Raw genomic sequence first — 11,956 nt, 5'->3', positions numbered from 1 at the left:
ACGAAGACCACAGGAGGAAGTTCATGTCAGACCACGTCTATAAACAGATCGAACTGACCGGCTCGTCGAGCAAATCGATCGATGACGCCATCAGCACCGCGATCGCCAAAGCGTCGAAGACGTTGCACAATCTGCACTGGTTTGAAGTCACGGAAACGCGAGGCCAGATCGAAAACGACAAGGTCGCCTACTGGCAGGTGACCATCAAGGTCGGCTTGCGAATCGACTGACGCACGGTCCAGCGCGCGTCGACAGACCAACAGGTCAACAGGTCGACACGTCAGCGCCGGATTCGCAGGCGAAAAAAAAGCTGCGTCCAGAACTGGACGCAGCTCCTCAAAGCAGCGGTTGCTGAGGCCGCCGCCTGGTCGTTCATGAACCGTTCAGCGCTGGCCGGTCTCCACCTTACTTCGGCAGCGCACCGTCGACGCCTTCCACATACCAGTTCAGACGCTGCAGTTCCGGATCGGTCAGCGTCTTGCCGGCCGGCACCTTCACCGCGCCGGACTGATCCTTGATCGGGCCGGTGAACACGTCCCACTTGCCGCTCGCCAGTTCGTCGCGCCTGGCCGCGACCTGCTTCTGCGCGTCAGCTGAAATGACCGACGTGTTCAGGTTCTCGAGGTTGACAGCCTTCTGCGGAATGCCCCACCACACCGGAGCGTTCGTCCATTTGCCGTCGAGCACCTGCTGGATCACCGCCGTGTAATACACGCCCCAGTGCGCAACCACCGAACCGAGGTGCGCCTCAGGACCGAACTTCTTCATGTCCGAATCCCAGCCGAACGCGTGCACGTGTTTCTCCGACGCGGTCGCGAGCGTCGCGCTCGAATCCGTGTTTTGCAGCAGCACGTCGGCGCCCTGGCCGATCAGCGTTTCGGCCGCCTGCTTTTCCTTGCCCGGATCGAACCAGCTGTTGATCCAGATAACCTTGGTGTGCACCTTCGGATTCACCGAACGCGCGCCGAGCGTGTACGCATTGATGTTGCGGACCACTTCCGGAATCGGCACCGATGCGACGAAACCGAGCGTGTTGGTCTTCGTCACGCGGCCCGCGGCGACGCCGGCCAGATACGCGCCCTGGTACATGCGCACGTCGTAGGTGCCGAAATTCGGCGCCTTCTTGTAGCCGGTCGCGTGCAGGAACACCGTATCCGGGAAATCCTTCGCGACCTTCAGCTGGAAGTCCTGATAGCCGAAGCTCGTGCCGAAGATGATCTTGTTGCCCTTGTTCGCCAGGTCGCGGAACACGCGCTCCGAGTCGGCCGATTCCGGCACGTTCTCGACGCGGGTGATCTTGATCCGGTTGCCGAACTTCGCTTCCGCTTCCCGCGAACCCTGGTCGTGTGCGAAGGTCCAGCCGGCATCGCCCGGATTGCCGAGATAGACGAATGCGACGCCCGGCACGTCGGCGGCCTGCGCAGTTTGCGCGAGCGGCGCGGCGAGCGCCAGCGACGCCGCGCCCCAGGCGAATGCGGTCAGCAGATTTCTTCTCTTCATGTTGTAGTCCTGTGGTGTTGAGCGAATGGTTGAAACGTGTTTTGTGCGGTCGAGATCTGGCCGGCGGGTGGTCGATCAGCCCGCCGAGAAAAACGGCTTGCCGAGCGATGCGGGTGCATTCAGACGGATCGTGTTCGGATTGCGCGAGATCAGCACCAGCACGACGATCGTCGCGACATACGGCAGCATCGCGAGGAATTGCGTCGGCACCGGCACGCCGATCGCCTGCGCGTAGAACTGCAGGCCGGTCACCGCGCCGAACAGCAGCGCGCCGATCAACAGGCGCCCTGGCCGCCACGTCGCGAACACGACCAGCGCGAGCGCGATCCAGCCGCGTCCCGAGGTCAGGTTTTCCTGCCACAGGTGCAGATTGACGATCGAATAATACCCGCCCGCGAGCCCGGCCATGCCGCCGCCGAAAGCCACCGCGCCGTAGCGCACGCCGACCACCGGAAAGCCGACCGAATGCGCGACTTGCGGCGATTCGCCGACCGAGCGCAGCACGAGTCCAGCACGCGTGCGGTACAGGAACCAGCCGATCACCGCGAACATCACGAACGCGAGGTAATCGAGCGGCGTCAGGCTGAAGAGTGCAGTGCCGAGCACGGGAATCTTCGAGAGGCCGGGAATGACCCAAGTGTCGATGGTCGCGCGCACCGCGGCGGACGTGTACGGCTTGCCGACATACGCCGACAGGCCGATGCCGAAGATCGTCAGCGACAGGCCGGTGGCGACCTGGTTGGCGAGCATGGTCAACGTCAGAAACGCGAACAGCAGCGACATCGCGAGACCCGCGCCGATCGCGGCGAGCAGGCCGAGCCACGGGCTGCCGCTGATCGACGTGACCGCGTAACCGGTCACGGCGCCCATCAGCATCATGCCTTCGACGCCGAGGTTCAGAACGCCCGATTTCTCGGCGACGAGTTCGCCCGCGCCCGCGAACATCAGCGGGATCGCGGCGGTGATGGCGCTCGAAGTGAGCGCGCTGGCTTGTTGAATATCCATGGAAATCCGGCGGCGAAATCAGTGAGCGTGTCGGTAGGCCAATCAGTGAGCCGTGGCGGCGAGCGTTCGACGGCGCACCCGGTAGTTCACGAACAGGTCGGCGCCCAGCAGGCAGAACAGCAGCAGCCCCTGAAACACGCCGGACAGTGCCTGCGGCAATTGCATCGAGGTCTGCACCGCTTCGCCGCCGAGATATAGCAGCGCCATCAGCAGACTCGCGAGCACGATGCCGAGCGGATGCAGCCGCCCGACGAACACGACGATGATTGCGGTGAAGCCGTAGCCCGGCGACCACGTCGCCTGCAACTGGCCGATCGGGCCGGCGATCTCGCCCATGCCGGCGAGACCCGCGAGGCCGCCGCTGATCAGCAGCGAGGTCCAGATGGTCTTCTTGGCGGAGAAGCCGGCATAGCGCGCGGCGAGCGGCGCGAGACCGCCGACGTTCATCCGGTAGCCGGCGAAGCTCTTGCGCATGAAGAGCCACACGAGCGGAATCGCGATCAGCGTGATGAACACCGATGCATTCAGCCGCGTGCCGCGCAGCCATTTCCAGTGCCAGTCGCCGTATAGCGTCGGATAGAGCGCGTCGCCGCTGAACATTTCCGAGAGCGGAAAATTCATGCCCTGCGGATCACGCCACGGACCGCTCACCAGATAGATCAGCAGTTGCGTGGCGACATACGTGAGCATCAGGCTGACCAGAATCTCGTTGGTGTTGAAGCGGCTCTTCAGCAGCGCGGGGATCGCCGCCCACGCCATGCCACCGAGCACGCCGGCCATCATCATGGTCGGCAGGATCCACCAGCCGGTGGCCTGATCGAAATAGATCGCGACACCGCTGGCGGCGATGCCGCCGAGCAGCATCTGGCCTTCGGCGCCGATGTTCCAGACGTTGGCGCGATAGCCGATCGCGAGACCGAGTCCGATCAGGCACAACGGCGACGCCTTCAGCAGCAGTTCGGTCCAGCCGTTCACGCTGGACAGCGGTTCGATGAAAAACGCGTGCATCGCCTGCAGCGGATCGCGGCCCACGAGGCTGAAAATCAGGAAGCCGATGACGAGCGTGAGCAACGCGGCGACCAGCGGCACGGCGAGCTGCATCGTGCGCGAAGGCGTCGTGCGGGCTTCGAGTCGATAGGGAAGCATCATGGGTAGCGTTTGATTTATTGGTGATTGACCGGGTTCGGGTTCCGTTGATCGAGCCGGGCGGCGAGCCTCGCGCGATCAGGCATGCGCCGGCTGTTCCGCCGATGGCGCCGCGCCCTCGCGGCCGCCGAACAGGCCCGCCATCCAGCGGCCGATCTCCTCGGCGTTGGTCGCCCCGACGGCGCGCACCGGTGAAAGCCGACCGCCGGCGAGCACCGCGATGCGATCGCAGATGTCGAATAGCTCTTCCAGTTCCTCCGAGATCACCAGAATCGCCACGCCGCGCGCCGACAGATCGAGCAGCTGCTGGCGGATGAACGCCGACGCGCCGACGTCGACGCCCCATGTGGGCTGCGCGACCACCAGCACCTTGGGTGCCTGCAGCATCTCGCGGCCCACGATGTATTTCTGCAGATTGCCACCCGAAAGACTTTGCGCGAGCGCTTCCGGGCCGCCGCAGCGCACGTCGAACGCGTCGATGCAGCGCTTCGCGAACGCGCGCATCGCGCCGGCCTTGATCCAGCCCGAGCTCACCATCTGCTGACGATGCGCGGTGAGCAACGCATTTTCCGCCAGCGTCATCGCCGGCACCGCGCCGCGGCCCAGACGCTCTTCCGGCACGAAGCCGAAACCGAGCGCGCGTCGGCCGCCCGCGCCGAGGCGCCCAGCCGCCTTGCCGCAGATCGTGACCGCGTCGGTGCGCACGCCGCGCCGCTTTTCACCCTGCTTTTCGCCAGATAGCGCCGCCAGCAGTTCCGCCTGGCCGTTGCCCGACACGCCGGCAATACCGAAGATCTCGCCGGCATGCACGCTGAAGGACACGTTCTCGAGCGACGTGCCGAACGGGTCGTCGCTCTGCACCGACAACTGCTTCACGTCGAGCAGCACGGCGCCCGGATTGTGTTCGCGCCGCGTGTAGTCGGGCAGCGAATGGCCGACCATCAATTGCGCGAGCGACGCGTGGGTTTCGCCCTTCGGCTTCACGTGGCCGGTCACGCGGCCGCCGCGCATCACCGTGGCGGTGTCGCACAACTCCTGGATTTCGTCGAGCTTGTGGCTGATGTAGAGAATGCTGCAACCTTCGGCGGCCAGCCGGCGCAGCGTCGCGAACAGCTTGCGCACCGCTTGCGGCGTCAGCACCGAAGTCGGTTCGTCCATGATCAGCAGGCGCGGATTCTGCAACAGGCAGCGCACGATCTCGACGCGTTGCCGCTCGCCCACCGTCAGGCTATGCACGTGCCGCTGCGGATCGATATCGAGACCGTAGTCGGCCGAGACTTCGCGAATCCGTTTGGAGAGCGTCTTCAGATCGAACGGTTCGTCGAGCGCGAGCGCGATGTTCTCGCCGACGGTGAGCGTCTCGAACAGCGAAAAATGCTGGAACACCATGCCGATGCCGAGCTTGCGCGCCGCGGCCGGGCTCGCGATCTCGACCGCCTGGCCTTCCCAGTGGATCTCACCGGCGTCGGGCCGCACCGCGCCGTAGATGATCTTCATCAGCGTGCTTTTGCCGGCGCCGTTTTCGCCGAGCACCGCATGGATCTCACCCGGCGCGACGACCAGCGTGACGTCGTCGTTGGCTCGCACGGCCGGATACTGTTTGGTGATGCCCTGGAGCACCAGCCGGGGCGCCGTCTGTTCCGGCCGGTTTGTCGGCCCGCTTGTCGGCCCGTTTGTCGGCCCGTTTGTCGGCTTGTCTGTCGGCCCGCTGGTCGGCTTGTCTGTCGGCCCGTTTGCCGGCTGCGCGGCGGCGCCGTCGCTATAGGAAGAGTCGCTCATGTGATTCCGTAGTACGTCAGTGACCGCCGGTTACGACGCGTCTGTCCACCTTGCCGGCGGACGATCCGTCACCACAACCGGATGACAATACCCAATTCGACCCGCTCAGTCGAGCCGCCAAAATTCCCGCAAACCCGCGCCACAGCACGCTCTGCGGGTACGCCACGCTTGACGCCGTTTTTCGTCCATACTAAAAGCCATATATCTCCACCCCCGTTCGATCAGCCAGCCCATATATTTCGGAGAAGTCATGAGTCAGCAACGCGAGGCGATCGATACGTACCTACTGCGCGTCCTGCACACGCTGTTGATGGAACGCAGCGTCACGCGCGCAGCGGTCAAGCTGAATCAGTCGCAACCTGCGATCAGCGCGGCGCTGCGCCGCTTGCGCGACATCACCGGCGACCCGCTGCTGGTGCGCGGCAAATCCGGCATGGTGCCGACCGAATATGGCCTGCGCCTGCTCGAACCGGTGCAGAACGCGCTGCGCGAAATCGAACGCATCAAGTTCCAGCAACACAACTTCGATCCAGCCACTTCGATCCGCTGCTACCGGATCGGCTGCCCGGATTATCTGAACGTGCTGTTCGTGCCGACCGTGGTCGAACGCTTTCGCCAGGCCGCGCCGAACGCGACGCTCGAATTTCACTCGCTCGGCCCGGCGTTCGACTACGAACTCGCGCTCGAGGACGGCAAGCTCGACATCGTGGTCGGCAACTGGCCGGAGCCGCCGGAGCAACTGCATCTGTCGAACCTGTTCGTCGATCAGATCGTCTGCCTGATGAGCAACGCGCATCCGTTCGCCAAACGCGGCGGCCTCACGCTCGACCAGTATCTGAATGCCCCGCATCTCGCGCCGACTCCCTATTCGGTGGGCCAACGCGGCGCGATCGACGTGCATCTCGCGCGTGAGCGGCTCAAGCGTCATGTGGTCGTCACACTGCCCTACTTCAATCTGGCGCCGTACGTGCTGATCAAGTCCGATCTGATCTTCACGACGACGCGCCTCTTTGCCGACTACTACGCAAAGTTCCTGCCGCTCACCGTGGTGCCCGCGCCGCTCGATTTCCCGCCGATGCAGTATTACCAGCTGTGGCACGAGCGCGTGCACTACTCCGATGAAGTGCGCTGGCTGCGCGGCCTCGTCGCTGAAGCGACCAGGACGTTGATCGACAAGCCTTGACGCGTCGTTGCGCGGGTTATCGAATCGGCAGCCGTGTGGTGCATGGCGGTGGGCGTTGATGACCCTGCTCTCTTCGTTTTCCTCTCTGCGCCGTTTTCCTCTCTTCGTTTTCCTCTCGCCATTTCCCCGCGTCGTTTTCCCGGGTCACGCCGCCGCTTCGTAGAGCGTCTTCGCCAGCCGGTTGTGCCGTTCGATCACCGGTCCGAGATCGAGCGTCGTGAGCTGTCCGTCCTTCACGACCACCTTGCCGCCAATCACGCTGTAGCTCACCTGCGACGGCGCGCAGAATACCAGAGCCGCGACCGGATCGTGCAGCGCGCCGGCAAAGAGCGGCTGACGCAAATCGAACGACACGAAGTCCGCCGCCATGCCAGGCGCGAGTGCGCCGATGTCGTCGCGGTTGAGCACCTGCGCGCCGCCCAAGGTCGCGATTTCCAATGCGTCGCGCGCCGTCATCGCGTCGGGCCCGAAGCCGACCCGCTGCAACAGCAGCGCCTGACGCACTTCGGCAATCATCTGAGCGCCGTCGTTCGACGCCGAACCATCGACGCCCAGCCCCACCGGCACACCCGCGCGCCGCATGCGCCCGACCGGCGCGATGCCCGACGCGAGCCGCATGTTCGAACACGGACAGTGCGCGACGCCGGTGCCGGTACGCGCGAACAGGTCGATCCCCGCGTCGTCGAGTTGCACGCAGTGCGCGTGCCACACATCGTGGCCGACCCAGCCCAGATCTTCCACATACTCGGCCGGCGTCATGCCGAACTTTTCGCGACTGTACGCGATGTCGTTGGCGTTCTCCGCGAGGTGCGTATGCAGCGACACGCCAAACTGTCGCGCCATCCGCGCCGATTCGCGCATCAGGTCGCGGCTCACCGAGAACGGCGAGCAAGGCGCCACCACCACGCGCAGCATCGCGTAACGCCCATCGTCGTGATACGTTTCGATCAGACGCTGGGTGTCCTTCAGGATGTCCGCTTCGCGCTCGACCACCGAATCCGGCGGCAAGCCGCCGTCTTTCCGCCCGACGCTCATGCTGCCGCGCGCCGCATGAAAACGCATGCCGATCCGCCGGGCCGCGGCGATGCTGTCATCGAGCCGGCTGCCGTTCGGATAGATATACAGATGGTCGCTCGACGTCGTGCATCCCGATAGCAACAGCTCGGCCATCGCCGTCAGCGTGGAGACTTCGATCATCTCCGGCGTGAGGTTCGCCCACACCCTGTAGAGGCTGGTCAGCCAGCCGAACAGCTCGGCGTTCTGCGCGGCGGGCACCGCACGCGTCAGGCTCTGATACATGTGATGATGCGTGTTCACGAGGCCTGGGATCACCAGTTGGCCGCGCATGTCCAGCACCTCGTCGGCTGTTTGCGGCAACTGCGCCGTGGGTCCGACCGCGACGATGCGGTTGCCCTCGATATACAGACCGCCGTCGCGCAATTCACGCCGCGCGCCGTCCATCGTGACCAGCACGTCCGCGTGCTGGACCAGCACGTCCGCGTGCTGGACCAGCATCGTTTTCTTCGGCTTATCTGCCTGTTGCGCCAATTGTTGCGCCGGTCCTTGCGCCGGTTGTTGCGCCGGTCCTTGCGTCGGTTGTTGCGCCGCCTGCTCCATCGTCATCCGTTTCTCCGCTTCAATGCTTCCGCGCAAAGTCGTTCGAACACGATGTGACGGCACGCCAACCGTGCCGCCGCGTCCGTCGAACGCAATTGGCCCGGTTACCCAGCGTTTTTCGCCGTCTTCGGGATATCCCCCGAGAGGACTTCCTTCGGGGCGCCCCCCAAGGGGACTTCCTTCGGGGCGCGTGCCGTGCGTGGGCCGGGTCCGGCTCGTGGCGGCTGCGGCGCACAGGCGTAACCTTCGACGGTCAAAATAACGCTGACAACTCGCGCCAACGCGATACCCAACTTCACGCTGCCGATATAGTGGACCTTTTTTGACGCCAGTACGATCGTCCGGCGGGGACACAGACGTTGCAACAGTCGAACGAATCGACTCGCTGTGGCTTTCACCAGGCTGTCCGTCATGCGCCAGCTATTATCTTTCCTATCTCTCGTGCGCTGAGCTGGACAAGCTTTTTACAATGGCTGCCACGGCGCTCGTTTCAATTCGCCGACGGGTATGTAGCCACTGACGTGGAGCCTCGATCCGCCGCACACGTATCTGGATCGGGCTGCCGCCGACACCTCGCATTCACATAAGGAAAATTGCGAATGGGAAAGCTCACTACCCACGTGCTCGACACCGCGAACGGCCGTCCCGGTGCGGGCATCAAGATCGAACTCTTCGCGCTCGCCGGCGACACGCGGCGCGCGCTCAAAACCACCACCACCAATGACGACGGCCGCTGCGACGAGCCGCTGCTCGAAGGCGACGCGCTCGTCGCGGGCGAATACGAGCTCGTGTTCAGCGCCGGCGACTACTTCGCATCGATTGGCACGAAAGTGCCTGAGCCGCGCTTCGTCGATCGCGTGGTGTTGCGCTTCGGCGTGGCCGATGCCGCTGCCCACTATCACGTGCCGCTGCTGGTGTCGCCGTGGTCGTACAGCACGTATCGCGGCAGCTAGGAGACGTCCGCGAGGACCTACCCGAACCTGAGATCCAAAAAGAACGACGCCGTGGGAACTGGACGCAGCGCGTCCCTCGCCCTGCGCCCCCCGCGCCCCCGCGCTCAGTGCAGTGACCCTCGTGCCAGCTCACGAGCCGCTGGGTAGCCGGGCCGCTGCGGCGCGAACGTCATCGCGCATACAACGAATCAGAAGTGGAGGAGTTTCATGGAAGGCTTTATCACCGACTGGTTGAACCTGGCGATTCGCTGGTTCCACGTCATCGCCGCGATCGCATGGATCGGCGAGTCGTTCTATTTCGTCGCGCTCGACAACAGCCTGACACCGCCGCAGGATCCGAACCAGCGCAAGCGCGGCGTGTTCGGCGAACTGTGGCACGTGCACGGCGGCGGTTTCTACAACATGCAGAAGTACACCGTCGCGCCGCCGGAAATGCCGGAGGACCTGCACTGGTCGAAATGGCCGTCGTACACCACGTGGCTGTCGGGCTTTGCTCTGTTCACCGTGCTGTACCTGTTCTCGCCGACCACGTATCTGATCGACAGGAACGTGCTCGACATGGGCCCGGTGGTGGCCGTCGCGTCGGCGCTCGGCTTCCTCGCGGCAGGCTGGATCGTGTACGACTCGCTGTGCCGCCTGCTCGGCAACCGCGACAAGGTGCTCGGCATCTGCGTCGGTGTGTACGTGCTGATCGCGGCGTGGCTCGCCTGCCATATCTTCGCGGGCCGCGCGGCCTACCTGATCATGGGTGCGATGCTGGCGACGATCATGTCGGCCAACGTGTTCTTCGTCATCATTCCGGGCCAGCGCAAGATGGTCGATGCGATGCTCAAGGGCAACACGCCGAACCCGATCTACGGCAAGCGCGGCAAGCAACGTTCGGTGCACAACACGTATTTCACGTTGCCGGTCGTGTTCGCGATGCTGTCGAACCACTATGCGATGACCTATACGCATCCGTACAACTGGGCCGTACTCCTGATCATCATGCTGGCTGGTGCGCTGATTCGCCAGTTCTTCGTGATGCGCCACCGCGGCCAGGTGTTGTGGTATCTGCCGCTCGCGGGCATTGCGCTGATGTTCTGCGCGCTCTTCTGGACCATGCCGAAGGCGGTCGTGTCGCAAGCGCAAGCGGCGAACGCGCCGTCGATCAAAGTGGCCGACATTGCACCGGTGCTGCAGCAGCGCTGCGTGGCGTGCCACTCCGCGCATCCGACGATGATGGGCAGCGCGCCGGCCGGCGTGCTGCTGGATACGCCAGACGAAATCTCGCAGAACGCACAGCGGATCTATCAGCAGGCCGTGACGTTGAAGGCGATGCCGCTCGGCAACGTCACGCATATGACCGACGACGAGCGCATGAAGATCGCCGCATGGTTCGAAGGTGGCGCAGTGAAGTGAGCGCGCAGCACCGGCCGTGACGGTCGGCTTGGCCATTGACGTGCAACTCTGAAGCGGGCTTTTCGCGCAAGCGGCAAGCCCGTTTTTTTTGTGCCCTTTTGGCGGGGTGGTTTCAGGCTAGCGACCATCTTTTGTAGCTCAAAGGCTACAAAACAGGTAAATTCGCTTGAAATGTAGCCCATGAGGCACAATTCGGAGGCGGCATTTTGTGTCTCAAGGGCTCAATGAGGGCAGAAATCGCCGAAATCGATGCCCTCGCTGAACAGCGCAGCCCGGACGCGAACTCATGAGGCTCGACGTTCAGGTGCTGGGCAAGAACGTCGCCACGCTGTTTCGCGAGCGCTACGGCAAAAAGCCCACGGCATGCCATGGGCCCTTTTCCGATCGACCGGTCGCTACACCGAAGCGGCCAATCTCAAACCGCCACCGCGCTCAACGCATCTTCAGTCAGCCATAACGACTCGGCCAGATCCTGTTCGTCGAGGTTGGGCCCATCGCCGCCGCGATCGACGACGATGAAGTCGCTCACGTCGCCCAACGCGATCAGCGGATGGTGCCACACACCCTTCGCATAGTTGACGCCCTGCCAGCCGCTCGTCACGAAGGCGCGAATCTTCGCCGGGTCCAGTTCGCCCGGCGGCGCCACCACGACCAGATACGGCTTGTCGTTCAACGGCACGAACGCCTGGCTGCCAAGCGGATGACGCTCGAGCATCTTCACTTCGAACGGCAGCGTGCGCGGCTGCCCGCGAAACAGGTTCACGAGCGTGCGGCCGTGCTGGTCGGCGACGTCGACCTTCGCGAGATCGTGATAGCGGATCGTCGTGCCGAGGTTGATCGGAATCTGCTTCGCGCCTGCGAGTTCGATCACGTCGCCGAACGCGGCGAACGCTTGTTTGGTCAGTGGTTCGATCGCGAGCGCTTTCATGATGCGAGCGTGCCCCACAGACGCAGACGCGACACGCCGCCGTCCGGAATGATGTTGAAGCGTACGTGCGTGACGGGCCCAAGCGCCGCGATCCCGTTTTCGAAGACATGCTGCTTGTCCATCTCCAGCTTCTGTTCGCCGAGCAGCACCGGCCAGAACATCGCCTGCGTGACGAGCGAACTGTCTGTGCCGCCCGTCACATACGCGGCCTGGATCGAGCAGCGGTCCGGATAGTTGCCCTTGAAGTGAGCCGTGTCGACTTCGATCTTCCTGATCACGCCCGGCTGCGCCAGCGCGATAATCGCCCAGTCGTTGCCCGGCTCGCGACGGCGGCGCGTTTCCCAACCATCGCCCATGTTCACACCGCGGCCCGGCATCAGCAGCGTCGACGCCGCGCCGAAGTGCTGATTGTTCGCCGCGACCAGATAGGGAAGCGCTGATTAA

General features: G+C 64.0%; 10 protein-coding genes and 1 pseudogene. 4 read left to right on the top strand and 7 right to left on the bottom strand.

What is annotated here, in order from left to right; genetic code table 11:
* Positions 1 to 23: 23 nt before the first annotated feature.
* On the top strand, positions 24 to 230 hold the full coding sequence (locus BN2475_RS09450; protein WP_094779271.1) for a dodecin: 207 nt from the start codon (positions 24 to 26) through the stop codon (positions 228 to 230).
* Between the two features lie 175 nt (positions 231 to 405).
* Here BN2475_RS09450 and BN2475_RS09445 read toward each other — a convergent pair whose 3' ends face one another.
* The 4 genes from BN2475_RS09445 to BN2475_RS09430 all read right to left on the bottom strand — a co-directional run bounded on the left by BN2475_RS09445 (position 406) and on the right by BN2475_RS09430 (position 5,430).
* The gene (locus tag BN2475_RS09445; protein ID WP_094779270.1) at positions 406 to 1,500 is read right to left on the bottom strand and encodes a BMP family ABC transporter substrate-binding protein; all 1,095 of its coding nucleotides are present in this window, start codon (positions 1,498 to 1,500) and stop codon (positions 406 to 408) included.
* A 75-nt stretch (positions 1,501 to 1,575) separates the two neighbouring features.
* On the bottom strand, positions 1,576 to 2,505 hold the full coding sequence (locus BN2475_RS09440) for an ABC transporter permease (RefSeq protein ID WP_094779269.1): 930 nt from the start codon (positions 2,503 to 2,505) through the stop codon (positions 1,576 to 1,578).
* Positions 2,506 to 2,547: 42 nt separating this feature from the next.
* Complete coding sequence (locus BN2475_RS09435; protein ID WP_094779268.1) at positions 2,548 to 3,654, bottom strand: ABC transporter permease; 1,107 nt, start codon at positions 3,652 to 3,654, stop codon at positions 2,548 to 2,550.
* A 75-nt stretch (positions 3,655 to 3,729) separates the two neighbouring features.
* The gene (locus BN2475_RS09430; RefSeq protein ID WP_174641909.1) at positions 3,730 to 5,430 is read right to left on the bottom strand and encodes an ATP-binding cassette domain-containing protein; all 1,701 of its coding nucleotides are present in this window, start codon (positions 5,428 to 5,430) and stop codon (positions 3,730 to 3,732) included.
* Positions 5,431 to 5,680: 250 nt separating this feature from the next.
* On the opposite strand from BN2475_RS09430, the gene BN2475_RS09425 reads away from it, so the two are divergent.
* Complete coding sequence (locus tag BN2475_RS09425) at positions 5,681 to 6,613, top strand: LysR substrate-binding domain-containing protein (RefSeq protein WP_073428085.1); 933 nt, start codon at positions 5,681 to 5,683, stop codon at positions 6,611 to 6,613.
* Positions 6,614 to 6,757: 144 nt separating this feature from the next.
* Here BN2475_RS09425 and BN2475_RS09420 read toward each other — a convergent pair whose 3' ends face one another.
* On the bottom strand, positions 6,758 to 8,128 hold the full coding sequence (locus tag BN2475_RS09420) for an 8-oxoguanine deaminase (protein ID WP_094779465.1): 1,371 nt from the start codon (positions 8,126 to 8,128) through the stop codon (positions 6,758 to 6,760).
* A gap of 701 nt (positions 8,129 to 8,829) precedes the next feature.
* Between BN2475_RS09420 and uraH the strand changes: the two genes are divergently transcribed.
* Complete coding sequence (gene uraH, locus BN2475_RS09415; RefSeq protein WP_094779267.1) at positions 8,830 to 9,183, top strand: hydroxyisourate hydrolase; 354 nt, start codon at positions 8,830 to 8,832, stop codon at positions 9,181 to 9,183.
* Between the two features lie 207 nt (positions 9,184 to 9,390).
* Positions 9,391 to 10,584, top strand: a complete 1,194-nt coding sequence (locus tag BN2475_RS09410; RefSeq protein ID WP_094779266.1) for a urate hydroxylase PuuD — start codon at positions 9,391 to 9,393, stop codon at positions 10,582 to 10,584.
* A 415-nt stretch (positions 10,585 to 10,999) separates the two neighbouring features.
* Here the strand turns inward: BN2475_RS09410 and BN2475_RS09405 are convergent, their stop codons facing one another.
* On the bottom strand, positions 11,000 to 11,512 hold the full coding sequence (locus BN2475_RS09405) for an ureidoglycolate lyase (protein ID WP_094779265.1): 513 nt from the start codon (positions 11,510 to 11,512) through the stop codon (positions 11,000 to 11,002).
* Positions 11,509 to 11,940: pseudogene (locus BN2475_RS09400) on the bottom strand (allantoicase); the annotation flags it as partial. The pseudogene BN2475_RS09400 and the gene BN2475_RS09405, both read right to left, overlap by 4 nt.
* Positions 11,941 to 11,956 lie beyond the last annotated feature (16 nt).

The organism is Paraburkholderia ribeironis, assembly GCF_900019265.1.
Classification (GTDB): Bacteria; Pseudomonadota; Gammaproteobacteria; order Burkholderiales; family Burkholderiaceae; genus Paraburkholderia; species Paraburkholderia ribeironis.
This window is presented reverse-complemented; position numbering and strand designations above follow the sequence as displayed.

What these genes read in the sequence shown, in the direction of transcription:
- BN2475_RS09450 (WP_094779271.1), top strand. Translation starts at nt 24, where the DNA reads ATGTCAGACCACGTCTATAAACAGATCGAACTGACCGGCTCGTCGAGC.
- BN2475_RS09445 (WP_094779270.1), bottom strand. Translation starts at nt 1,500, where the DNA reads ATGAAGAGAAGAAATCTGCTGACCGCATTCGCCTGGGGCGCGGCGTCG.
- BN2475_RS09440 (WP_094779269.1), bottom strand. Translation starts at nt 2,505, where the DNA reads ATGGATATTCAACAAGCCAGCGCGCTCACTTCGAGCGCCATCACCGCC.
- BN2475_RS09435 (WP_094779268.1), bottom strand. Translation starts at nt 3,654, where the DNA reads ATGATGCTTCCCTATCGACTCGAAGCCCGCACGACGCCTTCGCGCACG.
- BN2475_RS09430 (WP_174641909.1), bottom strand. Translation starts at nt 5,430, where the DNA reads ATGAGCGACTCTTCCTATAGCGACGGCGCCGCCGCGCAGCCGGCAAAC.
- BN2475_RS09425 (WP_073428085.1), top strand. Translation starts at nt 5,681, where the DNA reads ATGAGTCAGCAACGCGAGGCGATCGATACGTACCTACTGCGCGTCCTG.
- BN2475_RS09420 (WP_094779465.1), bottom strand. Translation starts at nt 8,128, where the DNA reads ATGCTGGTCCAGCACGCGGACGTGCTGGTCCAGCACGCGGACGTGCTG.
- uraH (WP_094779267.1), top strand. Translation starts at nt 8,830, where the DNA reads ATGGGAAAGCTCACTACCCACGTGCTCGACACCGCGAACGGCCGTCCC.
- BN2475_RS09410 (WP_094779266.1), top strand. Translation starts at nt 9,391, where the DNA reads ATGGAAGGCTTTATCACCGACTGGTTGAACCTGGCGATTCGCTGGTTC.
- BN2475_RS09405 (WP_094779265.1), bottom strand. Translation starts at nt 11,512, where the DNA reads ATGAAAGCGCTCGCGATCGAACCACTGACCAAACAAGCGTTCGCCGCG.